Below are 23964 nucleotides of genomic sequence, written 5' to 3' on the forward strand. Positions count from 1 at the left end.
CACTCACTCCTCGTCTTTGATTACGATTGATTATCATTCTCACTCCCTCATGATAACGTGAACATCTCTTGAACACAAGAAAAAATGTTGACAGCGTTTTTATAGGACTGGTATGGTTAATGAGACGATAGTGATAATCATTATCATTGAAAACGGAGAGAACAACAACGAAGGAGTCGTCGCGTATGGTACGTCTAGCAACAGAAGAAATCAATATCGGCTACGGTGATCGTCCCATCGTCAAAGACTTGTCCGTCCAAATTCCCGATCGACAAATCACGACGATCATCGGGGCGAACGGATGTGGCAAATCGACTTTATTGAAAGCGATGACACGGATCATTCCTCATCAATCAGGACGTGCATTGCTCGATGGTCTCGATATCGCCAAGGAAAGCACGAAGCTACTTGCCCGGAAAATGGCTATTCTGCCACAAACTCCAGAGAGCGCAAGTGGTCTGACGGTCGCAGAGCTCGTCTCATACGGTCGTTTCCCGTACCAAAAAGGATTCGGACGCTTGACGAAACACGATTACGAGATCATCGATTGGGCACTCGAAGCAACGGATACGATGGCATTCAAACACCGTCCGGTCGATGCGCTGTCGGGTGGTCAACGTCAACGGGTCTGGATTGCGATGGCACTCGCCCAAGAGACGGACATCATCTTCCTAGATGAACCGACGACTTATCTTGATCTCGCCCACCAACTCGAGGTGCTCGAACTACTCGAGCATCTCAACCGGACCGAAGGACGGACGATCGTCATGGTCCTGCATGATTTGAATCAAGCGGCACGGTTCGCCGACTATATCATCGCCATGAAAAACGGTGAAGTCGTCAAAGCCGGAACGTGTGAGGAAGTCATCGCAAAAGACGTCTTACAAGAAGTATTCCATATCGATGCTGAAATCGGACGCGATCCGCGGACGAACAAGCCGATGTGTATCACCTACAACTTAATCAAGGGAGATTGAATCATGAAGAAACTACTTTTACCGGTTCTACTCATTCTCACGCTCGTCATCGCAGCGTGTGGCAATACGGAGAAAAAAGACGACGCAGCGTCTGGGTCGAAAAACGAGACGATCACGTACAAATCGGAGAACGGTGACATCAAAGTTCCGGCTAATCCAAAACGTGTCGTCGTTCTCGCTGGTTTTGCCGGCAACGTCATGGCACTCGACGTACCTGTCGTTGGTGTCGATTCGTGGTCAAAAGCGAATCCGAAGTTCGACAAGCTCAAAGATGTCACGGAAGTATCGGAAGAGAACGTTGAAAAAATCATCGAACTCGAACCAGATTTGATCATCGGCTACTCAACAACGAAAAACCTCGATAAAATTAAAAAAATTGCTCCGACGGTCACGTACACATACGGAAAAGTCGACTACTTGACGCAACATATCGAAATCGGTAAATTGCTCAACAAAGAGCAAGAAGCACGCGACTGGGTCAAAGACTTTAAAACACGCGCTGCTGCTGCCGGTAAAGACATCAAAGCAAAAATCGGTGAAGATGCTACTGTTTCTGTCATCGAAAGCTTCGATAAACAACTCTACGTCTTCGGCGATAACTGGGGTCGTGGAACAGAGATTCTCTATCAGGAAATGAAATTGAAAATGCCAGATAAAGTCACGAAGATGGCATTAAAAGACGGATACTACGCGTTGTCACCAGAAGTCCTTCCTGAATACGCAGGCGACTACCTCATCTTCAGTAAGAGTGCGGAAGCGGACAACTCATTCACGAAAACGGATACGTTCAAGAACATTCCAGCCGTCAAAAACGATCGTGTCTTCGAAGTCGATTCGAAGGAGTTCTACTTCAACGATCCGCTCACACTCGAACGTCAACTCGAGTTCTTCAAGAAAAGTTTCCTTGGCGCATAATGAATAAGGGAGGGAACCTGCGGGATCCCTCCCTTTTTTTTGCGGCTCACTCACTGAATCAGAAATGGAGGCGACATTCATGTCAGCTGGTCGAATTCCGTTCGGCATTAAAATCACACTCGGTCTCGTCCTCTTTTTCGGGATGTTCTGGATCGCAATGACGTTCGGTGCTGCCGATACGACGACGCGCGAAGTCTGGAACGCTTTGACGTTCGGACCGTTGAATGAAAAAGCAAAAATCGTCCAAGAAATCCGCTTGCCACGGGAACTGGCAGCAATCCTCGTCGGTGCGGCACTCGGTGTCTCAGGTGCCATCATGCAAGCAATGACACGCAATCCCCTCGCAGATCCTGGTCTGCTCGGTCTGACAGCAGGTGCGAATGCGGCACTCGCGCTCGTCATCGTCCTGTTCCCGAAAATTGACTACTTCGGGATCATGATCGCGTGTTTCGTCGGAGCAGCACTCGGGGCAGCACTTGTCTTTGGAATCGGCGCTTCGAAAAAAGGCGGCTTCTCCCCGCTCCGGATCGTCCTTGCTGGTTCTGCGATCTCAGCGTTTCTGTATGCGATTGCAGAAGGCATCGGGATTTACTTCAAGATTGCCCAAGATGTCTCACAATGGACGTCCGGTGGACTCGTCGGGTCGACCTGGGGACAACTGCAAGTCATTGCGCCAGTCATCGCAATTGGAATTTTGATTTCGTTCATTTTCTCACGACAATTGACAATCCTCAGTCTTTCGGAAGAAGTCGCGCTCGGACTCGGACAGAACATCCAGCGGATCAAAGCGGTCCTCTACGTCGTCGTCATCCTGCTTGCCGGTGCTGCCGTAGCCCTCGTCGGTAACATGGCATTCATCGGGCTGATGATTCCGCATATCGTCCGCGCGATCGTCGGGACGGACTATCGGTTCATCCTGCCGATGACCGCGATCTTTGGTGCGACGTTCATGTTGCTTGCTGATACGATTGGACGGACACTATACGCACCCTATGAGACGCCGGTCATCGCGATCGTTTCGATGCTCGGGCTACCATTCTTCCTCTTAATCGTTCGGAAAGGAGGGCGTGCTTTCTCATGATGGAATCTCGTTTACGCCGTCGCCAGCAACTGACGTTTTGGACGTTACTGGCACTATTGATCGCAACACTCGTCGTCAGCATCGGTCTTGGACCTGCTTCCCTGTCGTATGATCGTTTACTGCCGACGTTACTTGGAAACGGATCGTTCAAAGAGGAGTTCGTCCTCTATTCGCTTCGCTTGCCCCGACTGCTCATCACCGTCATGGCGGGAATGGCACTTGCCTTATCCGGTGCAATCCTTCAAGGGATCACACGCAACGAACTCGCTGATCCTGGTATCATCGGCATCAACACGGGAGCTGGCGTCGCCGTCGCCTTGTTCTTCCTGTACTTCCCAACCGATGTCGGGTCATTCATCTATCTGTTACCAATCGCTGCCTTCTTCGGTGCACTCGTCACCGCGACAGCGATCTACCTGTTCTCGTACGACCGTGTACAAGGACTCCAACCGATCCGCTTGATCTTAACGGGTGTCGGCTTCTCGATGGCACTGTCTGGAATCATGGTCATCCTGATTTCATCGACGCGTCGTGAAAAGGTCGACTTCATCGCCAAATGGCTCGCCGGTAACATTTGGGGAACAGACTGGATTTTCGTCTACTCGCTGTTACCGTGGTTACTCGTCTTGATTCCGCTCACGTTCTATAAGGCGAATAAGCTCAATCTACTTGCCTTGAATGAACCGGTCGCGATCGGTGTTGGCGTCGCGATTGAAAAAGAACGGATCCAACTCTTGTTGACAGCCGTCGCGCTCGCTGCTGCTGCCGTCTCCGTGACAGGGGGAATCTCCTTCATTGGTCTGATGGCGCCACATATCGCCCGTGCGCTTGTCGGACCACGGCATCAGTTCTTCCTGCCGATCGCCCTCTTGCTCGGCGGCTGGTTGCTTGCATTCGCTGATACGATCGGACGCAACATCGCGGGACCAGACGGGGTACCGGCTGGGATCGTCGTCGCCTTGATCGGAGCACCGTACTTCATTTATCTACTGTTGAAGAAATAATCAAAAATCCGCATCCATCAACGTTTTTGCTGAATGGATGCGGATTCTTTGCTCTAACGTTTCCACCACGCACGTTCGATTTCTCCCATCGAGACGTACGCAGGATCGATTTGTTTAGCCAATCGATTCATTCGAGTGACACCAAGACCGACTCCGCCGCTCCAGACAAGTAAGAGAACGAATAAATAACCGGGAGCATTTGGAATCGACAGCATGACGAAAGCGATTAGCCACGCCACGACATATCCTATGATCGTCAGGTGAGCAACCTTCTGAACAGTCTGTTGATAGATACCTTGCGTTAAATAGGACTTCATGAGTCGTAGCCGGACGATTTCTCGAGCGACTCCAATTCCACAAAGACAGAAAAACAAGGTTTGTCCAAAGACGGATTCAACCGCTGGTAAAAACCAAGCAAGTATGGCGACAATCAATCCAGGAATCGAAAAGAAATAGGTGACGACATGCACTGGACGTTTCATTACATTCAGACGTGCTTGTCGCTCGAATAGGTGTTCCATTTCGATGTTCCTTTCTGTTTGACGAAGCGGGCTACTTCTCTGTCACTGATATAATCCGGGTCACGCGCTCCGTCACGTCGGATGATCCATTCGCTGATGAAGTAGAGCGGTGTTAAAATCGCAAAAATGGCCACCAGCATCTTCCAGAACGGTTCCTCGATCGTCTGGATGATGACGATCGTCAAGACAGCGTACAGCAGGACGTGACTACCGACACGTAGTAAAAATTGCCGACGGACTTGTGCTTTTGAGATATAGCCGTCTAAAATTTTTTGTTTTTTTAATTGATAGCGAAAATCGGAGGCGAGAAAAACGGCTGGAATCGCCAAAATCAACATCGGGAGATCCGTCCATTCAATTAAGATACCGACTGTTATGAATAGAAACATGTTCCAATACCAGCGTGTGCCGAGCCACTCGACGTCTCGGTACGCGAGCGCAAGTTTTTGTAGACGTTCTTCACGAGCTGTTTGCATGACATCGTCTCCTTTAGCGCGCTTTGTGAATTTCTTTTTCCGTGATATACGTTGGATCAATCTTTCGTGAGATGAACTCTAACGTCTTTCGACAGAGCCAGTAGAACGGAATGACGACGATGACGAGACCGATCAAGAAGTACGTGTTCGGTCGATCGACCGCCCAAACGATCAGACCGGCGAGTGCTCCGTACTGTAAGATGCCGATCAGGACATGTACCTGATAGAGCCGTCTTGCTGAATCCTTTGATGTGTATTCCGCGACAAGCGCGAACCGCTTCCGTTGTAGCAACATGTCATAGCCAAAATACAATAACGGGACGATCATCGCGTAGATTGGTTTCTCGAGTGTGTTACTGAGCGCTAAGAATGCCGCAAGCATGACCCACATGCCGGTCTTCGTCTTCTGATGCATCTCTTCGTACAGCGCCGCTAAGGCATCTGTTTGTGTATGTACGTGTTCCATGATCATCCACCTTTCTATACTGTCATATACTTACATTTTACTCGATCGGTTTCATCTGTAGTACGATTTTTGAAAAAAAAGACGTCCTACCGCTTAGGGTAAGACGTTTTCCATGAAGACTACGCACTGACCTGGATGATCAGATAGATGACGCTATAGGCAACGATCGCGAGCGGTATCATCGCGACACCGATCAGCCAGCCGTTTTTGTCGCGGATACCGAGATATAAGACGAGACACCCTACGATGAAGGCGATTAAGGTCGTGAACGGATTCATGGTTGTTCCCCCTCTGACTTGTTTCTGTTCTTAAAATTCCCCCTCTTCTCGTCTCATAAACCCTTCAAGGCGCTTCGGCACGCAAGAAAAGCCAGACGGATACCCGCCTGACTTTATCTGTAGTTACTTATTTTTTCGTGATGACGACTGTTTTCGTAACAACGTGTCCACCGATATCCTTCAGTTTCAAGTTGTACGTGTTTTTCCCCTTCTTGAGCGTCACTTTTTTCGTGATTGTCTTTTTGAAGGCTCTCATTTGGTATGGTTCCTTGAAGGTATGACGGTATACCGCATTATCATTCATATCAAATCGAATCTCATCATAATTATCTTGAAGAACGATTTTAAGAGATGCTGTCTTTGTTTTTGCTGATACTGTTTTTGGTGCTGTCACTTTTAAAGTCGGCAATGTCGAATCTAGAATGACTTGACGACTAAATACCAAGCGATTTCCTTTTCCATCATAAGCTTCGACTTTAAACGATTTGACGCCATCTTTCGTATAGGTCACATCATGGCTGAACACATACTGCTGTTTTGCTGCATCAAAACGAAGCTGGACGGCTTTTCCGTTAATTTTGAATGATTTGATCCCTGACTCATCGGATACATGACCCGCGATAGTAACTACTTTAGATGTCGACAGACCGAGTGCGACCGGTGTGTCGATTTGGACGGTCGGTACCGCCTTGTCGATGCCTGTCGTGTTCACCGATTTCGTCACGGTATTTCCTGCATAATCCTTGACGACAAAATCAATCTTCGCTGACTTCGAGAGACCTTTGAGTTCATATGCTTTTTCTGTCGGTGCAAGCGGCTGTTTGAGGACACTTGTTCCATCGACGAGAATGTCATACGACGCTACACCTGTTCCCTGATCGCCTGCTGTCCAAGAAAGTGTTTCTTTTGCAGTATCCCATTGAACAGTTGCTGCTGGTTTTTTCGTATCAATATAGACGGGGAAGAGATTCGACTGCCACTTCGCATTCGGATAATCGATGACTGATTTCACTTGGTAATAGTAAAGACCGTCTTTGACTGGTTTTCCATTGACTGTTCCATCCCAAGCCGCACTTGTGACGGGTGTGAACCCATCTTCAGAACCGCTATCATAATAGTTCTTCACAACGTCTGTTTGTAGATCTAATTTACGGAGTGTTGCTTTATTCCGGTCAAGAATCGAATACTCGACTTTTCGTGCATTACGAAGGAACGAGAGGACTGGGAACGCCTCGTCAACGCTACCATCGTTGTTCGGTGAGAACGCAACCTTGTTTTCAACGACTTTTCCCGCCGTGTTCGTGCCGAGGAACTCGAAATCATCTTTTACTTCTGTCGCTAATCCAGTTAATCCGTAGAATGTCTTCTCTTCGTCATAACGCGGTGCATCGACGATCGGTGCCTGATCCCACTTTCCTTTGAATCCGACGTACGGCACTGTCAATTCCGGATTTTTACTCTTCGTATCGATTAAACGAACGAAACCTTCAACGAAGTAGCCATTTTCAAAGACTTGCTCAAGTGGAAGACCGTTTGCCCAATCGACCGTATCTTTCAAATCGACCGATACACTTACTTTCGTTGAGCTCTTCGGATTGATGGAGACAGAACTTGCTTTTTTCGAACCGACTGCGAATGAGATTGGGAACGTTCCTTTATTCGGATCGACCGCATCCACTGAGTTTTTCTTATAAATATTGTTGGCTTCCAGGAAGTTCGTTCCTTCTGCACCGAGATCCGATTGTACCGTTCCGGCTAATTGATATGTCACTTTTTCGCTACTATAGTTTTTCAAATCGAGCGTGAATGTGAATTTTTCGCCGACCTCTTTGAGTGCAGCCTTTCCTTCACCCGATTTCGTTTCCGTAACGACGACTGGTGTTTTCATCGCAGCACGTAGATCCATTAAACCAGCACCTTCACGACGTGGTGAATAGAAGCTACCAGTTTTCGCTTCAGCATTATACTGCCCTTTATCAAGCTGTGGACGTGACGTGTTCATGAGGATATTCTTCGCGAGTTTAACGCGTGTCGCACCATCGACTTTGAAATCCTTCGCGATTCGTTGCATGACAAGTGCCGTTCCTCCGGCGACGTGTGGTGCTGCCATCGATGTTCCACTCATGACGCCATATTCGTTATCATTGAGCGTCGAGTAGATTTTTCCACCCGGTGCCGTGATTTCAGGTTTGAAATCAAGATTTGGTGTGACACCCCATGACGTGAAATCAGACATCTCGCCCGCTACTGGGTTATCTGCTGAGACCGCTTTTCCATCGAACGTGACAGCAATTGCTTTTCCTGCTTTCGCTTTTTCTTCAAGATCATTCCCATCCGCGATGCTGAGCGTCACCATCGGAATCGTCGGATTGTTAAGTGCCATGCTGACATAATCCCCATGATCGACTCGTCCACGAACGATGACACCGGCTGCTCCTTGTTTCTCAGCTTCTGCTTGAATCATACCGTAATTGAAACTGCCGTTACGCACAACAAAGACAACTTTTCCTTTGACATCTTTTCCTTGATAGTTCGATGCTTGACCATCGCCGACATAAATGACGTCTTGCTTCTCCTTGTTGAATATCTTAATCGGATTCGGCGAGTCCTGTTTTTGGTACGCCAAATACCCAGCATCTTGTCCGTCAATCGTCAGTGCCATACCTTCAAGCGTTAATTTCGTATTCTCTAGCGATGCGACTTGTAGCGCTTGGCTGATCAACCCTGGAGATCCTACAACACCGATGTCAGGATTCGCTGTATACGGATTGCCTGCACCATGTCCTGTGAATGCCGAGTTTCCAGCAGAGATCGCACATAAGATCCCGTTGTTCATTGCGTTGACGATTGCCCGTTGTTCCGGATCATCTGCGTTGACGAATGATGCCGTCGAACCGAGACTCATGTTGATGACATCCGCTCCGAGTGCAATCGCATCATCAATCGCTTTGATGTAGATATCACTGAATGTCGATGGCATGCCTGGATCATTTCCGAATACTTTCATCGCGAGGAGTTGTGTTTCCGGTGCGACCCCTTTGATACCACCGTTCGCTTCGTCTCCATTAGCACCGACCGTACCCGCTACGTGCATTCCGTGCATCGATGCACCTGCACCTAAATCACGGATTTCGCTATCGTGATCAGCGTAGTTATAGCCGTATGGGACTTTTTCCGTAAAATACTTCCCTTTTAGTCCTTTTGTTTCTTTAGCACTCTCAACCTTCGAAGAAGTCAAATCGATCTTCGTCTCCGGGCTCAACACCATATCTTTATGCGATGGATCAATCCCCGTATCGATGACCGCTACGATTGTCCCTTCCCCTTTGAAGCCATAATCCTGCCATGTTTCTTTTGCATTAACCATATCTTTGCTATACAACATGTCTGGTTTTGCGCCTTTATCGGCTTTCGGTCGCGCGTATTCATGGGCGATATGTACGCTCTTGACTCCGGCGAGTTGTTTGATGTCTTCGATGTCGCCGAACTTGACTTCACCACTGAATCCGTTGATGACGGTCGTGAAGCTTTCCTTATATGTAACGGGAATCGATTTTTTAGCGATCGCTGACTTGACTGATTTTTGGACGCTGACGAGGCGATCCTTAATCGACTCTTTTTCGGCATTGCTCAATGTGCTATACCGCTTGTTTTGTGCCTGCGCGATTTGAATCGCCGGCTTCTGCTCCATCTCGATGACGACACGGACCTTGTCAGACTGCTTATACACCTTCTCCTGTCCTGTTTTCTTAAGTGAGAGGGCGTGCGGCTTTTGACCGCTTGCCTTATCTTGCGAGGACAGTGCTCCTTGAGCACTAACCAAGTTGGAAGATGTCATTAAGACAGCTGCCAAGAGTGCGATTTCCTTCTTCATGCTTCTTTTCCCCTTTTCTAAAAAACCATAATGATGTTACCAACAAAACAGTTAAACGAAAATTCTGTATATTTAGTTTAATGAAATAGATGGAAATAAACAATTCGGTTCTGTCTGTTTTATATAATTATTTGTTTTTATTGACACTTTATATTACATTTCCATATTTTGAAAACAATAAAAAAACTCTTGAATCCTCAAGAGTTTGAAGTGTACGAATATGGTGGAGACTATCGGGATCGAACCGACGACCTTTTGGCTGCCAGCCAAACGCTCTCCCAGCTGAGCTAAGCCCCCATGAATTAACTTTAGTATACGCATCGCTAACTGCTTTATCAATATAAAAATAACGCTTTCATAAAAAGAATTCCTTCCAAAATCGTCGGAAGGAATTCACGATTCATTTATTCAATTCACGCATCAAATCCGCCTGTCGTTCAAGCTCTGCCTGTTGCTCGAGGATCAAGACCTTTTTGTACGTCCGCGCAGAAATCAAGATGCTGATCTCATAGAGAACGAACAATGGGACCGAGATCATCAAGTGTGACGTCACGTCCGGCGGTGCGATCAATGCCGCAACGACGAACAGCGCAAAGTACGCATATTTCCGATTCTTTCGCATGAAAATTGGCGTCACGAGACCAAGACGTGTCAGAAACATCGTCACGACCGGCAATTGGAAAAGAAGACCGAACGGAATCGTTAATCGGATTAAGAAACTGAAGTAGTTCTCGACTCCGATGACTTGTTCGATTCCGAGTTCCTTCCCTAGTTCAGTCGAAACTTTTAATAAGAAAGGTAACAACCAAAAGTACGAGAAGGCTACACCAGCCAAAAACAGAAAGAAGATGACCGGAATATACGTCAATGTCGCTTTTTGCTCCTTGTCATACAGACCAGGGCGGACGAATGCCCACAGTTGATACATCCAGAACGGTGATGCCAACACGATTGCGATGATGAACGCAAGATTCAAATATAACATTAAAGGATCTGCGACGTTGAAGGCATTCAAACCGATACCGAGCTCTTTTAAGTCCGCTTGCAAGAAGCGAACGAGCGGTCGGACGAGCGGAAATGCAACAGCGAACAGGACGACGACGATGATAAGCGACCAGACGATCCGTTTACGCAGTTCGTCCAGATGCGACGTCACGCTTTGTTCTTGATCAATCGCCATGATTCAATCACTTCTCTTTCGGTTCATCCTTTTTATCGTCGTCCATGATACCGTTCGTTGCGCTCTTGAACTCTTTCAATGTCTGACCCGCAGCACGACCAAGTTCAGGTAACTTCTTCGGTCCGAAAATGATTAATGCGACGACACCGATTAGTGCTAAGCTACCTGGTCCGATGAATGCTATAGTTGACGGGATAAGGTTTTCCATTATGATTTCACTCCTTCAGCTGATTGCGAATAATGCTTCATGAAATAAACTAACGACTGCAACTCGATCGATAAATCGATGTGATGGACCCGGACGCTCGCTGGCACGTTCAACCGCGCGGGCGTAAAGTTCAGGATGCCAGTCACACCATACTCGACTAACTCATCCGCTACTGACTGCGCGAACTGGGATGGAACCGTCAAGATGGCAACATCGACCTGATTCGCTTCGATTTGTTCTTTCATGTCCGAAACATGATAGATTGGAACGTCATGCGTCGTTGTTCCGACCTTCTCTTCGTCCGCATCAAACGCAACGACTATCCGAGTACTATTATTCTTTAAAAAGTTATAATTTGCAAACGCTGTTCCGAGATGACCGACCCCGATTAAGGCAACATTCGTCACCTCATCTTGATTCAAGGTTTTGCGGAAAAACGTTAAGAGATGTTGAACGTTATATCCATACCCCTTCTTCCCTAATGCCCCAAAGTAGGAAAAATCGCGACGAATCGTTGCTGAATCAACCTTCACCGCCTCGCTTAACTCAGCAGAAGAGACGCGGAGCTTGCCTGAATTGTATAAACTTTGGATGAAGCGATAATATAGCGGCAACCGTTTTGCTGTCGCTTGTGGAATTTTTGTGTCTGGTCCATTCATCCTGCAGTTCCCCCTTCGGCCACATCCATCGTGGCACCCAAATCTTTGCAAAAAGCTTTCTACTCTCCTTGATTGTAAACCACTTCACATAGAGTCACAAATAATATATTCCGCAGGACCTCGCGCTTTTGTTCGTGATAGACTAAAGGGTGGAAGGATGGATGGAAATGATACTCTTACAAGTCAACCAACTCTCGAAATCATTCGGCGTTGAGCCGATTTTAGAAAATATCAAATTGGAAGTACAAGAGCGTGACCGGATTGCGCTCGTCGGACGAAACGGTGCCGGTAAATCGACCTTGCTCAAAATCATCGCTGGCGAACTCAGTCATGACTCGGGCGACATCATGAAAGGCAAGGATGTCAAAATCGGTTATCTCGCGCAAGACAGTGGTCTCGAATCGAACGAGACGATCTGGAACGAGATGCTGACCGTCTTTGAACATCTCCAAGAACAAGAACGAACACTACGCCGGATGGAAATCGAAATGGGCATGGAGCATATCTTGAACGATCCGGTCGCGTACGATCGTCTCCTAAAGACGTACGATCAAGCGCAACACGACTTTTCAGAAGCGGGTGGTTATCAGTTCGAAGCGAATATCCGCTCCGTCCTGCACGGCATGCGCTTTTATCCGGACGATTATTCGCGCCGGATCCAAACGTTATCCGGTGGTCAACGGACACGTCTCGCCTTAGCGAAGATGCTCCTGCAAGCACCAGAGCTCCTCATTCTCGATGAGCCAACCAACCACCTCGATATCGATACGCTCGCTTGGCTCGAAAGTTACCTCGGCGGTTATCGTGGTGCCGTTCTGATCGTCTCGCACGACCGGTACTTCCTTGACCAAGTCGTCAATGTCGTCTATGAGCTGTCACGCAATGTCTGCCGTAAGTTCACCGGTAACTACACGAAGTACTTGGAACAAAAAGCGGCATTGTACGATCAAGAAATGAAACAGTTCGAACAGCAACAAGAAGAGATCGCGAAGATGCAGGACTTCATTCAACGCAACATCGCTCGGGCGACGACGACAAAACGTGCCCAAAGTGTCCGGAAGCGACTCGAGAAGGTCGACCGACTCGACCGACCAGATGGCGATGAGCGTAGCACGGTCCTGTCCTTCCCGATTGAAAAACAGAGTGGGAACGACGTTCTTCAAGTCAATCAACTGGCGATCGGTTACGAAGAAGCTGTCTCAAAAGACATCACGTTCCGCTTGCAACGCGGTGAATCACTGGCACTCGTCGGACCGAACGGCATCGGAAAGTCGACGCTCTTAAAAGTCCTCGTCGGTCGCTTACGCCCCCTCTTCGGTGATTTCCGTTTCGGAACTGGCGTCTCGATCGGATATTACGATCAAGAGCAGGCAGAACTCAATGACCGGAACCGCGTCATCGATGAGATTTGGAACGAATGGCCTTTGATGCGTGAACAAGAAGTCCGGTCTGTCCTCGGGCAATTCCTGTTCAGCGGTGACGATGTCTTCAAAATCGTCCATGAGTTATCTGGTGGCGAACGCGGACGTCTCGCGCTTGCGAAACTGAAACTCCGGAAGACAAACGTCCTCGTCCTCGATGAGCCAACGAACCATTTAGATCTAGATTCGAAGATGGTCCTCGAAAATGCGCTCGTCGACTATGAAGGAACACTACTATTCGTCTCTCACGACCGTTACTTCATCGACCGGATCGCGACCCGTGTCATCGAGATGAGTGAAACCGGTGTGACAGAGTACCTTGGCGATTATTCGTACTATACAGAAAAGAAAGCAGAGCAAGAAGAAATCGCTCGTCTTGAAGCCGAGGAAGCAAAAGCAGCAAAAGTCACGGCATCGAAGACGATCGATAAAGAAGCGCAGAAGGAAGAGCGCAAGCGCCGTCAGCAAATCGAACAACTCGAACAAGACATTGAGCGGCTCGAACAGCGTTCAGCGGAGATCGAACAGTTGCTTTGCGAACCGGAAGTCTTCAATGACATTCCGAAAGCAACGGCACTTTCGGCAGAACGTGATCAGATTGATGTCGATTTGCTCGAATTAATGGAACGATGGGAGAACCAACACTGATGCGGACGAAGAGCTTTTTCATCAATCTCATCTTAGGATTACTATCCGGTGTTCTCTATTTCGTACCGTTATATGCCGATTATGTATCCGTCTTTATTCGTCCAGATGCCTTCAATGCTGCACTTCCTTTGTTCCTCTTGATTTCCTGCATGATCGGTCTCGTCATCCAGACATGGAGTGGGCTCTTCATCAGTTTACTCTCGGGATTATGCTGTACGCTCCTGACGATACAGCTATTCGTCGAACTCAATGATCCGTTGATCTTATCGTATTACGGTAGTGTCTCTCCAATCAGCGCTTTCTTGATCAGCTGCGTCGGAATATGGGCACTCGCAATCGTCTTTTATTTGCTCGATGGCTATCAGTACAGTAAACGTCATGGTCTTGAAGCCTCTTCAAACGAAATCGATCCGCAGCCTTGATGAATCAGATGAACGACATGAAAAAAGGAGTGGAGATTCCGGTAGTTAGACCGGTCTCTCCACTCCTTTTTGTTTGAATCAAAACGAATCATACGATGAGTCAGGCATTCACACTTCGATCATTTCGTCGGTCGGGCAATCGTAAACGTCTTCCCGATCGTCGCATAATCATTTCCTGCTAAACGAGCGACAGCCTTCAAGCCTGCCGCGTCAATTCGGAACGACTCGACGAGTTCATCTGCAACGTGATAGCGCAGTACTTCCCCGATTAGAAGATCGGCACCTTCTAGCTCGACGTGTTGCGTCAAGCGCATCTCGAAGCGAATTTTCGCTTCCGCGATTCCGGGTACTTCGATTGCGTCACTATCGACGAGTGTTAAATCCGTCCGCTTAAGCTCACTTTCACCGTAAGCAAGTGGCGCTGCTGTCTCATTGACTGCGTCGACGATCTCTTCGCTGACGATATGGATGACATAACTTTGTTTCGCTAGGATGTTACGTGCCGTATCCTTCTGCCCCTGATCCGTCCGTTGTACGGCGATCACCAGTTGCGGCGGACTGCTTGAAGCGACCGTAAAGAAGGAAAACGGTGCGGCGTTGACCGTCCCGTCTTCTCCTTGCGTTGTCACGAAAGCAATCGGACGCGGAATGATGCTTCCGATCAGTAATTTATAATTGTCTTTTGCGCTAAGCGTTGATGCCTCAAACTTCATGAATGACCCACCTTTTTCTTCACCCGATGAGTGCAGCGAGTGAGTAGTCTCCAGCACCGATCATCGCTACACCAAGCGCGATGACGATCAATGCCATGTTGTATTCGTACCCGTTCTGCGTCACCCAGTAACCATTCGCACCGTGTACTTTAACGATCGCGACAAGCATCGATCCGATGATGAGGAGTGCTGCGATCCAGAGGAATACGCCTCCTGCAAACAACAAGCCACCGATCAATTCAGCAAGACCTGCTGTAATCGCGAGTGCCTTCCCTGGCTTCATGCCGATTGATTCGAACCAACCGCCTGTTCCAGCGATTCCGTGTCCGCCGAACCAACCAAATAATTTTTGTGTCCCGTGTGCAGCGAACGTTAAGCCGATGATTAAACGAATAATTAAAAGTCCTGTATCCATCATTGCTCTCTTCTCCTTTTACCTAATGTATTTTAGTTACTTTAAGTAACTCAATAAACAGACTATATCTTATCACTTACTAAAAGTAAATAGATTTGTTTTAGTTCTTTTTGTTACATTAAGTAAAATGATTCGATTTTTTTAGCAGAAGCGGGTATACTACAACTATAGAAAGGATGAGTGCTGATGGAAGAAGTCGCAATCCAACCGGCTCTTTGTCCCAAAGTCGAACATGCCTTTGAAATCTTAGGTAAGAAATGGACGGGTCTGATCTTACGTCACTTGTTGACGAAGACATGTCGTTTCAATGAGATTCAAGATGCCATTCCCGAATTATCAGGTCGTATGCTCACGGAACGTATGAAGGAGCTCGAAGCGGAAGGCATCGTCATCCGGACTGTCATTCCCGATCGTCCGATTAAGATTCAATACAGTTTGACCGACAAAGGGCGCCAACTCGAACCGGTCATTCGTTCCATTGAGGAATGGGCCGAACTACAAGACTAATGTATAGAAAAGCATCTTCTTCGGAAGGTGCTTTTTTATATGTCCTTTGACATTGATAATCATTATCAATTAAAGTAGAGAAGTACAGTGAAAGGAGGAAGATGCATGCATATCGCGATTGGATTCGTCAGCATGTCCGGGAATACGGAAGATATCGTCTCGATCATTCAACATGAACTCGAGCAACACGGTGTCAACGTGACGATCACGGAACTAGATCAATTCGTCGGGGAGGACTTATCACGTTTTGATGGTCTATTACTCGGCTCATATACATGGGGAGACGGTGATTTACCGTATGAAGCAGAAGACTTCGTTGAGGAGCTAAGGGAACAATCCTTAGACGGGATACCGGCGGCTGCTTTTGGTTCGGGGGATCTTGATTATCCGAAGTACTGCGCAGCCGTTGATTTGATTGAAGACGCATTAAAAGAAGCTGGGGCGACCCTCGTCACGGATGGCTTGAAGATTGAGTTTGATCCGAATACCCCGGAGAAACAAGCCGCTTGTCGTGCATTCGCGCAAACGTTTCATCGCTTTTTACAACAGGTTCATTCTTGAGTGTCGTTTGAATCCGTACTGTAAGGGAATCGTTAAAGCAAACTCTATGAAAGTGAGATGAATGTTTTATGACGATTCAAGCACTCGTCTTTGACGTCTACGGTACATTATTCGATGTCCATTCCGTCAAAGAACAAGCCGAAGCGCTTTATCCGGATCACGGAGAAGCGATCAGCAAACGCTGGCGGGAGAAACAACTGGAGTACTCTTTCCTCCGACAATTGAACGGACAGTATGTGCCGTTCAGCCAAGTGACACAAGATGCTCTCCGCTATACGTTACTCGAACTGAAGCTTCATGTGACCGAGGAACAAATCACGACCTTAATGGAGACGTACCTGACGCTTGATGTATATCCTGAAGTCAGCTCCGTTCTCGAGACGATGGCGGACAAACGTCTGGTCGTCTTCTCGAATGGTTCCCATGATATGCTCGATCCGCTCATTGAGCAGTCAGGCTTAGCCGATCGGTTCGAACATCTCGTCAGTGTCGATGATATCAAACAGTATAAGCCAGCACCTGCATCCTATATGCATGCCTTAAACACGCTCGGTCTAAAACGCGAGGAGATCCTCTTCATGTCCTCGAACGGTTGGGACATCACCGGGGCGAAGAGTTTCGGCTTCAAAACGGCATGGATCAATCGAAATGGACTTCCGGTCGAGGAATTGAATCTCGATCCCGATCGTATCTATGATGACTTGACGGGTATCACTGAATGGCAATGAACGAACAACAGCGGACTCCTTATTTAGGAATCCGCTGTTTTCATGTCTTCAGTAATTCGAAAGACGGGAGTAACCCTTCTTGAATAGATCGAGCTTCAGACCGCCTTCTTTTTCGATGAAGAAGAGGTATTCGTTTTGATCCGTATCTTTATAGAAGACCTTAAATAACGTCAACATCCGCTCTTTATTGTTCTCAACAGCCGTCACCTCGTGCTTTGAGATCACCTCGGCTTGGACTTGTTCTGCATCCATCTTTTGAATCATTGGTTCGAATGACTTCTTTTCTTGATCCGTCACCGGTGTTCCGGAAGCAATCATGAAATAATCATCACTCGCCTTGTTCGTTAAACCATACTTCCGATCGACGATGACGACGTTACTGAGCTTACCATTGATTGTCTGATCAAAAGCATATAACTTTTGAATCCGGGTCTTTTCCCCTTCTGCTCGTCCGATTTCGTAAAGTGGACGTTGTTTCGTATTCGTCTCGACCGCTTTTTTATCGGGTACGAGTTCTTCCTTATAGGCGACTTGGTATGCGTTGACGATTTCTCGGACCTGAAGTCCGATCGCGACGATGACCAGTACCGCTAACAATGCGATGATGACTTTTTTCATTCCATTTCCCCCAAGTTGTTCGGATTCCTTACTTTAAATCTAGCCCAGGTTCTGCGTTCATGGCAAGTGTCGAATAGCGTAACGCGCGATATGGATGAATTGCAGCCGCTCCGATCATCGCTGCATTGTCTCCACACAGGTGCATCGGCGGAATGACGAGATCGATTCCTTCCTTCGCACACGCCGCTTCGAGACCTTGGCGTAATCCTTTGTTAGCAGCGACGCCACCAGCAAGTAGCAATTGACGTCCCCCTTTATCCTTCACGGCACGAACCGCCTTTGTCACGAGTACCTCGACGACGCTCGCTTGGAAACTTGCAGCTAAATCTTCCGGAATGATCGTTTCTCCCCGTTGTTCGGCGTTATGCACGGCATTGATGACCGCTGACTTCAAACCGCTGAAGCTAAAGTCGTACGAGTCCTTCTCAAGCCAGACGCGTGGAAAATGGAACGTATCCTGACCAGTCTGTGCCAATTGATCGATCCGTGGACCACCCGGATACGGTAACTGCAACGTTCGAGCAACTTTATCATAGGCTTCCCCCGCGGCATCATCCCGTGTTTCACCAATGACTTCATATACACCGTCTTCTGGCATGTAGATCAGTTCCGTGTGCCCACCTGATGCAATCAAACAGACGAGCGGGAACTCAAGCTCTTGCACGAGACGATTCGCATAGATATGACCTGCGATATGATGAACACCGATCAATGGTTTATTGTGCGCAAAGGCGAGTGCCTTCGCTGCGCTGACACCAACGAGTAATGCTCCGACAAGTCCAGGTCCTTCCGTGACGGCGATCGCATCAATATCGTCGATCGTGACTTTTGCTTCCGTCAAGGCGTCATCAATGACGTATGTGATTCGTTCGACGTGATGCCGTGAAGCCACTTCAGGCACGACGCCACCGAATCGTTTATGACTTTCGATTTGAGACGAGACGACGTTCGATAAGACGTCGGTTCCTCCACGGACGACGGCAGCCGCCGTTTCGTCGCAACTCGATTCGATTGCTAGAATCAATGGTTGTGTCATAGGTCTTCTCCCTCCAGCTCCAGCCAGTAGATGGCAGCATCTTCATTGTTATCTTGATAATATCGTTTTCGGACACCAACATACTGGAATCCAAGTTTTTCATATAAAGTCCGCGCTGGTGTGTTCGAGACACGTACTTCGAGCGTCATCGCCCGCAAATCAAGCGCACGACCGACGGCGATCAATGCCGTTAGCAGATCTTCCCCGAGCCCTTGTCCGCGATGCGACTGCTTGACGGCAATATTCGTAATATGTCCTTCATCCGCAATATGCCACAGACCAGCAAACCCAACGATACCATCTTGATCGGCAACGACATAATAGGCATTCGGATTTTGTGTCATTTCCGCTTCGAAGGCATCTAGCGTCCACGGTGTCGCAAATGATTCGAGTTCGACCGCATGAACACCTGCAGCATCCTGTACGGTCATGCGACGAATGCCCTTACTCATGACGCTGTGCCTCGATCCATTTCGCTTCTGCTTCAGCCAGGCGCAGGTAACGTGGCTCAAACGCATGCGCTTCGACCGTCTGACGCGTTGCACCGAGTAAAGCGAGTACGCCGGCACGTGGCGTCCGGAAAGCAGGAGCCACCTTTTCGAAGGGCTGAAGAATCTCTTCGAACGCCTCGACGTCTCCTGTGACGAGCGTATCTGGCATTAACGTCTTTACAAAGGACGCAATCTCGACATGCTGTTCTTCACCAATTCGTTTCCCGGCGTCGTACACTCCGACAAACCCTGCTCCACGCCGCGCATCTTGAATCGCCGCAACGCGTCCTGTATGACCAGTCGAAGCTGCCATCAGTTCAAGTGTCGAGATGGCAACGAGCTCGATACCGAGTGTATAGGCAAGCGTCTTCGCTGTCGTCGCTCCAATCCGTAATCCCGTATAAGAACCAGGACCGTCAGCAACGACAATGCGTGTCAGTTGAGCCGGCGTCCATTTTGCTTCCACCATCAAGCGCTCAAGCAACGGCATGAGTTTCGTCGCATGATTCAAAGACGTGACGTAAGAAGCTTCTGCTACAATCTGTTTCCCGTCTGAAAGAGCGACTGATAATTGTTTCGTCGATGTATCAATGGCTACGATTTTCATGATTTCAATCCCTCACATAATGTAATGTATCGTTCTCCGATCGGCGTCAGCTCAAAACGTCGACTATCATCACCTGTTCGCGTAATCGTGATTGCCAACCGTTCAGGTGGAAGACTGTCCGCAATTAACTCAGACCACTCGACGACGGCGACGCCTTCACCATTCAAATATTCTTCAAGTCCGATATCATCACCGGAACCTTCCAGGCGATAAACATCCATATGATAAAGAGGAAGACGTCCCGTATAGACTTTCATGATTGTAAAGGTAGGGCTGTTGACGTGACGCGTCACACCTAACCCTTTCGCAAAGCTTTGCGTAAAGGTCGTTTTCCCAGCACCTAAATCTCCATCGAGCGTAATGACCATCCCTGCTTCAGCACGTCGTCCAAGTTCAAGAGCCAAGGCAGTCGTTTCTTCCAAGCTGTTCATTTCCAGTTCTATCATACGATGTCTCCTCCTTAATACGTACTGTTCGTCCTTCTCTATTGTACCGGACGAAAAAGGCAAAAAAAAATACGAAACGCTGAACGTTTCGTAGTAAAGTTGAAGTTAAGTTTAAAATTGGTTGCGGGGGCCGGATTTGAACCGACGACCTTTGGGTTATGAGCCCAACGAGCTACCAGACTGCTCCACCCCGCGACGATAAACGTTTCGGATTTAATTATTTAAAAATTGGTTGCGGGGGCCGGATTTGAACCGACGACCTTTGGGTTATGAGCCCAACGAGCTACCAGACTGCTCCACCCCGCGATGATATAACGTTTCGACAGATATTAATATAACATGTGTCTTTTAAATTGGCAAGTCTTTTTGCCTTATTTCTTTTTACTAACTGTCATAATGAATATTCTTCTATACTGATACGAAAGGAGTGAGCAGATGGGATACTTATTAGATTTACGAAAAATCGTAGGCAACCGACCGTTGATCAGCGTGGGTGCGACCGTACTCGTCATAAATCCACAACATGAACTGCTATTTCAATATCGTTCGGATACCCACAGTTGGGGACTTCCCGGTGGTTCGATGGAACCAGGTGAGACACTTGAAGAAGTCGCGATGCGTGAATTACAGGAAGAAACCGGACTTCAAGCACGCAGCGTTCAGCTGCTAGACGTCTTCTCGGGTCCTGATTACTTCTTCCGTTATCCAAATGGCGATCAAACCTATAGTGTGATTCATCTCTTTCAAGCAAAAGGAATATCAGGTACATTACAAATGACAGATGGAGAAAGCCTAGATCTTCGTTATTTTCCACTCGATCAACTACCAGAACTACTTGAAGCAAGAGCCGCTGCGCTGTTAAAACACGTCATCCCTCGTCTTATCGAAACAACATCTTGAATTTAATATAGATGTCGTATTTTAAAACTGGCTGTCATTCGGTCAGTTTTTCCTTTTCCACAACAAAAAACCGACCTGCAATCTGCAGATCGGTCAAGTGCCTGGCAACGTCCTATCCTCACAGGGGGAAGCCCCCAACTACTTTCGGCGTTCAAGTGCTTAACTTCCGTGTTCGGCATGGGAACGGGTGTGACCACTTGGCTATCGTCACCAGACGATCGGGCTCGCGCCCTCAAAACTGAAGTCATCAACAATGCATCTGCTAGAACAAGGCCTCGACCGATTAGTATCACTCAGCTCCACATGTCGCCATGCTTCCACCCGTGACCTATCTACCTCATCGTCTCTGAGGGGTCTTTCTTGATTACTCAAAGGGAAATCTCATCTTGGAGGGGGCTTCATGCTTAGATGCTTTCAGCATTTATCCCGTCCGCACGTAGCTACCCAGCGATGCTCCTGGCGGAACAACTGGTACACCAGCGGTGCGTCCATCCCGGTCCTCTCGTACTAAGGACAGCTCTCCTCAAATTTCCTGCGCCCACGACGGATAGGGACCGAACTGTCTCACGACGTTCTGAACCCAGCTCGCGTACCGCTTTAATGGGCGAACAGCCCAACCCTTGGGACCTACTCCAGCCCCAGGATGCGATGAGCCGACATCGAGGTGCCAAACCTCCCCGTCGATGTGGACTCTTGGGGGAGATCAGCCTGTTATCCCCAGGGTAGCTTTTATCCGTTGAGCGATGGCCCTTCCATGCGGAACCACCGGATCACTAAGCCCGACTTTCGTCCCTGCTCGACTTGTAGGTCTCGCAGTCAAGCTCCCTTCTGCCTTTGCGCTCTACGAATGATTTCCAACCATTCTGAGGGAACCTTTGGGCGCCTCCGTTACTGTTTAGGAGGCGACCGCCCCAGTCAAACTACCCGCCTGACACGGTCCTCCAGCCGGATCACGGCTGCGAGTTAGAGACTCTATGCATGAAGGGCGGTATCCCAAGGGTGACTCCTCCGAAGCTGGCGCTCCGGGCTCGACGTCTCCCGCCTATCCTGTACATCATGCACAAAGCCTCAATATCAGGCTGTAGTAAAGCTCCATGGGGTCTTTCCGTCCTGTCGCGGGTAACCTGCATCTTCACAGGTACTATGATTTCACCGGGTCTCTCGTTGAGACAGTGCCCAAATCGTTACGCCTTTCGTGCGGGTCGGAACTTACCCGACAAGGAATTTCGCTACCTTAGGACCGTTATAGTTACGGCCGCCGTTTACTGGGGCTTCGGTTCAAAGCTTCGCTTGCGCTAACCCATCCCCTTAACCTTCCAGCACCGGGCAGGCGTCAGCCCCTATACGTCATCTTGCGATTTAGCAGAGACCTGTGTTTTTGCTAAACAGTCGTTTGGGCCTATTCACTGCGGCTCTACTCATGTAGAGCGTCCCTTCTCCCGAAGTTACGGGACCATTTTGCCGAGTTCCTTAACGAGAGTTATCCCGCGCGTCTTAGAATTCTCATCTCGCCTACCTGTGTCGGTTTACGGTACTGGCGCCTTCCCCCTCACTAGAGGCTTTTCTTGGCAGTGTGAAATCGTGACCTACGTCCCTACGGGACTCCGCATCGTTCCTTGACTTTGATGCCTGACGGATTTGCCAATCAGACGGTCTTGAAACTTGCACATGCACTTCCATCCGCATGCGTCACTATCCTCCTGCGTCCCCCCATTGTTCAAACGGTGGATCGGCGGTACAGGAATATCAACCTGTTATCCATCGCCTACGCCTTTCGGCCTCGGCTTAGGTCCAGACTAACCCTGAGCGGACGAGCCTTCCTCAGGAAACCTTGGGCTTTCGACGGAGGGGATTCTCACCCCTCTTTTCGCTACTCACACCGGCATTCTCACTTCCAAACGCTCCACTGCTCCTTCCGGTACAGCTTCACAGCGGTTTGGAACGCTCCCCTACCATTCCTTACGGAATCCGCAGCTTCGGTGGTATGTTTAGCCCCGTTACATTTTCGGCGCGGCGCCACTCGACTAGTGAGCTATTACGCACTCTTTGAATGGTGGCTGCTTCTAAGCCAACATCCTAGCTGTCTAGGCAGCGCCACATCCTTTTCCACTTAACATACACTTTGGGACCTTAGCTGGCGGTCTGGGCTGTTTCCCTCTTGACTACGGATCTTATCACTCGCAGTCTGACTCCCGAGTATAAGTTGCTGGCATTCGGAGTTTAACTGAATTCGGTAACCCTGTGGGGGCCCCTAGTCCAATCAGTGCTCTACCTCCAGAACTCTCAACCTCGAGGCTAGCCCTAAAGCTATTTCGGGGAGAACCAGCTATCTCCAGGTTCGATTGGCATTTCACCGCTACCCACACCTCATCCCCGCACTTTTCAACGTGCGTGGGTTCGGACCTCCAGTCAGTGTTACCTGACCTTCATCCTGGACATGGGTAGATCACCTGGTTTCGGGTCTACGACAACGCACTGAACGCCCTGTTCAGACTCGCTTTCGCTACGGCTCCGCCTCATCGGCTTAACCTCGCGCGTTATCGTAACTCGCCGGTTCATTCTACAAAAGGCACGCCATCACCCGTTAACGGGCTCTGACTACTTGTAGGCATACGGTTTCAGGATCTATTTCACTCCCCTTCCGGGGTGCTTTTCACCTTTCCCTCACGGTACTGGTTCACTATCGGTCACTAGGGAGTATTTAGCCTTGGGAGATGGTCCTCCCGGATTCCGACGGGGTTTCACGTGTCCCGCCGTACTCAGGATCCACTCTGGAGGGAAAACAGTTTCAGCTACAGGGCTGTCACCTTCT

Annotated in this window: 25 protein-coding genes, 3 tRNA genes and 2 rRNA genes (1 of these 30 running past the window's edge); 10 read left to right on the plus strand and 20 right to left on the minus strand. The window is 48.6% G+C overall.

Annotated elements, in window-relative coordinates:
* Window positions 1-185: 185 nt before the first annotated feature.
* From U719_RS14780 to U719_RS14795, 4 genes are all read left to right on the plus strand, one after another.
* Window positions 186-977, plus strand: coding sequence for an ABC transporter ATP-binding protein (locus tag U719_RS14780; RefSeq protein ID WP_023469594.1), 792 nt, complete (start codon window positions 186-188; stop codon window positions 975-977).
* 3 nt (window positions 978-980) lie between these two features.
* Complete coding sequence (locus tag U719_RS14785; RefSeq protein WP_023469595.1) at window positions 981-1892, plus strand: iron-hydroxamate ABC transporter substrate-binding protein; 912 nt, start codon at window positions 981-983, stop codon at window positions 1890-1892.
* Window positions 1893-1971: 79 nt separating this feature from the next.
* Complete coding sequence (locus U719_RS14790) at window positions 1972-2973, plus strand: iron ABC transporter permease (RefSeq protein WP_023469596.1); 1002 nt, start codon at window positions 1972-1974, stop codon at window positions 2971-2973.
* On the plus strand, window positions 2970-3977 hold the full coding sequence (locus tag U719_RS14795; protein WP_023469597.1) for an iron ABC transporter permease: 1008 nt from the start codon (window positions 2970-2972) through the stop codon (window positions 3975-3977). Before U719_RS14790 ends, U719_RS14795 begins: the two co-directional genes overlap by 4 nt.
* Before the next feature lie 53 nt (window positions 3978-4030).
* Here U719_RS14795 and U719_RS14800 read toward each other — a convergent pair whose 3' ends face one another.
* From U719_RS14800 to U719_RS14840, 9 genes are all read right to left on the minus strand, one after another.
* Window positions 4031-4498, minus strand: coding sequence for a hypothetical protein (locus U719_RS14800; protein ID WP_023469598.1), 468 nt, complete (start codon window positions 4496-4498; stop codon window positions 4031-4033).
* Window positions 4465-4974, minus strand: a complete 510-nt coding sequence (locus U719_RS14805) for a hypothetical protein (protein WP_023469599.1) — start codon at window positions 4972-4974, stop codon at window positions 4465-4467. The genes U719_RS14800 and U719_RS14805 overlap by 34 nt, the downstream gene beginning before the upstream one ends.
* A 13-nt stretch (window positions 4975-4987) precedes the next feature.
* Window positions 4988-5440, minus strand: a complete 453-nt coding sequence (locus tag U719_RS14810) for a hypothetical protein (RefSeq protein ID WP_023469600.1) — start codon at window positions 5438-5440, stop codon at window positions 4988-4990.
* A 119-nt stretch (window positions 5441-5559) separates the two neighbouring features.
* A complete protein-coding gene (locus U719_RS16970; protein ID WP_014971497.1) occupies window positions 5560-5718 on the minus strand; it encodes a hypothetical protein in 159 nt (52 codons plus the stop codon).
* 127 nt (window positions 5719-5845) lie between these two features.
* The gene (locus U719_RS14820) at window positions 5846-9592 is read right to left on the minus strand and encodes a S8 family serine peptidase (protein ID WP_023469601.1); all 3747 of its coding nucleotides are present in this window, start codon (window positions 9590-9592) and stop codon (window positions 5846-5848) included.
* Between the two features lie 221 nt (window positions 9593-9813).
* Window positions 9814-9889 (minus strand) — tRNA-Ala (locus U719_RS14825).
* A 103-nt stretch (window positions 9890-9992) separates the two neighbouring features.
* Window positions 9993-10772, minus strand: coding sequence for a twin-arginine translocase subunit TatC (gene tatC / locus U719_RS14830; protein ID WP_023469602.1), 780 nt, complete (start codon window positions 10770-10772; stop codon window positions 9993-9995).
* A 7-nt stretch (window positions 10773-10779) separates the two neighbouring features.
* Window positions 10780-10980 (minus strand): twin-arginine translocase TatA/TatE family subunit, encoded by a 201-nt coding sequence (locus U719_RS14835; protein ID WP_023469603.1) that lies wholly within the window; start codon window positions 10978-10980, stop codon window positions 10780-10782.
* Window positions 10980-11639: a redox-sensing transcriptional repressor Rex gene (locus U719_RS14840; RefSeq protein WP_023469604.1), complete on the minus strand. Its 660-nt coding sequence runs from the start codon at window positions 11637-11639 to the stop codon at window positions 10980-10982. Before U719_RS14840 ends, U719_RS14835 begins: the two co-directional genes overlap by 1 nt.
* A gap of 167 nt (window positions 11640-11806) precedes the next feature.
* Between U719_RS14840 and U719_RS14845 the strand changes: the two genes are divergently transcribed.
* Window positions 11807-13708 (plus strand): ABC-F family ATP-binding cassette domain-containing protein, encoded by a 1902-nt coding sequence (locus U719_RS14845; protein ID WP_041255583.1) that lies wholly within the window; start codon window positions 11807-11809, stop codon window positions 13706-13708.
* Window positions 13690-14130, plus strand: a complete 441-nt coding sequence (locus U719_RS14850; RefSeq protein WP_143404481.1) for a hypothetical protein — start codon at window positions 13690-13692, stop codon at window positions 14128-14130. Before U719_RS14845 ends, U719_RS14850 begins: the two co-directional genes overlap by 19 nt.
* Before the next feature lie 119 nt (window positions 14131-14249).
* On the opposite strand, the gene U719_RS14855 is transcribed toward U719_RS14850, so the two are convergent.
* On the minus strand, window positions 14250-14843 hold the full coding sequence (locus tag U719_RS14855) for a flavin reductase family protein (protein WP_023469607.1): 594 nt from the start codon (window positions 14841-14843) through the stop codon (window positions 14250-14252).
* 19 nt (window positions 14844-14862) lie between these two features.
* On the minus strand, window positions 14863-15261 hold the full coding sequence (locus tag U719_RS14860) for a DoxX family protein (RefSeq protein WP_023469608.1): 399 nt from the start codon (window positions 15259-15261) through the stop codon (window positions 14863-14865).
* 183 nt (window positions 15262-15444) lie between these two features.
* On the opposite strand from U719_RS14860, the gene U719_RS14865 reads away from it, so the two are divergent.
* The 3 genes from U719_RS14865 (at window position 15445) to U719_RS14875 (ending at window position 17054) form a co-directional block, all read left to right on the plus strand.
* Window positions 15445-15765, plus strand: coding sequence for a helix-turn-helix domain-containing protein (locus U719_RS14865; RefSeq protein WP_023469609.1), 321 nt, complete (start codon window positions 15445-15447; stop codon window positions 15763-15765).
* 105 nt (window positions 15766-15870) lie between these two features.
* Window positions 15871-16326, plus strand: a complete 456-nt coding sequence (locus U719_RS14870; protein WP_023469610.1) for a flavodoxin — start codon at window positions 15871-15873, stop codon at window positions 16324-16326.
* A gap of 68 nt (window positions 16327-16394) precedes the next feature.
* The gene (locus tag U719_RS14875) at window positions 16395-17054 is read left to right on the plus strand and encodes a haloacid dehalogenase type II (RefSeq protein ID WP_023469611.1); all 660 of its coding nucleotides are present in this window, start codon (window positions 16395-16397) and stop codon (window positions 17052-17054) included.
* Between the two features lie 48 nt (window positions 17055-17102).
* Here U719_RS14875 and U719_RS14880 read toward each other — a convergent pair whose 3' ends face one another.
* The 7 genes from U719_RS14880 to U719_RS14910 form a co-directional block, all read right to left on the minus strand.
* The gene (locus U719_RS14880; protein WP_023469612.1) at window positions 17103-17672 is read right to left on the minus strand and encodes a hypothetical protein; all 570 of its coding nucleotides are present in this window, start codon (window positions 17670-17672) and stop codon (window positions 17103-17105) included.
* A 28-nt stretch (window positions 17673-17700) separates the two neighbouring features.
* Entirely contained in the window at window positions 17701-18708 is a 1008-nt protein-coding gene (gene tsaD, locus U719_RS14885) for a tRNA (adenosine(37)-N6)-threonylcarbamoyltransferase complex transferase subunit TsaD (RefSeq protein WP_023469613.1), read from the minus strand.
* Complete coding sequence (rimI, locus tag U719_RS14890; protein WP_023469614.1) at window positions 18705-19160, minus strand: ribosomal protein S18-alanine N-acetyltransferase; 456 nt, start codon at window positions 19158-19160, stop codon at window positions 18705-18707. The genes tsaD and rimI overlap by 4 nt, the downstream gene beginning before the upstream one ends.
* A complete protein-coding gene (gene tsaB / locus U719_RS14895; protein WP_023469615.1) occupies window positions 19153-19806 on the minus strand; it encodes a tRNA (adenosine(37)-N6)-threonylcarbamoyltransferase complex dimerization subunit type 1 TsaB in 654 nt (217 codons plus the stop codon). Before tsaB ends, rimI begins: the two co-directional genes overlap by 8 nt.
* A complete protein-coding gene (gene tsaE, locus U719_RS14900) occupies window positions 19803-20252 on the minus strand; it encodes a tRNA (adenosine(37)-N6)-threonylcarbamoyltransferase complex ATPase subunit type 1 TsaE (RefSeq protein WP_023469616.1) in 450 nt (149 codons plus the stop codon). The genes tsaB and tsaE overlap by 4 nt, the downstream gene beginning before the upstream one ends.
* 118 nt (window positions 20253-20370) lie before the next feature.
* A tRNA-Met gene (locus U719_RS14905) sits at window positions 20371-20447 on the minus strand.
* A 34-nt stretch (window positions 20448-20481) separates the two neighbouring features.
* Window positions 20482-20558, minus strand: a tRNA-Met gene (locus U719_RS14910).
* Between the two features lie 129 nt (window positions 20559-20687).
* Here U719_RS14910 and U719_RS14915 point away from each other — a divergent pair.
* Window positions 20688-21152: an NUDIX hydrolase gene (locus tag U719_RS14915; RefSeq protein ID WP_023469617.1), complete on the plus strand. Its 465-nt coding sequence runs from the start codon at window positions 20688-20690 to the stop codon at window positions 21150-21152.
* Between the two features lie 99 nt (window positions 21153-21251).
* On the opposite strand, the gene rrf is transcribed toward U719_RS14915, so the two are convergent.
* Window positions 21252-21367, minus strand: a 5S ribosomal RNA gene (gene rrf, locus U719_RS14920).
* Between the two features lie 48 nt (window positions 21368-21415).
* Window positions 21416-23964 (minus strand): 23S ribosomal RNA (locus tag U719_RS14925) (it continues 365 nt past the right edge of the window).

It is taken from the genome of Exiguobacterium sp. MH3, from assembly GCF_000496635.1.
GTDB lineage: Bacteria > Bacillota > Bacilli > Exiguobacteriales > Exiguobacteriaceae > Exiguobacterium_A > Exiguobacterium_A indicum.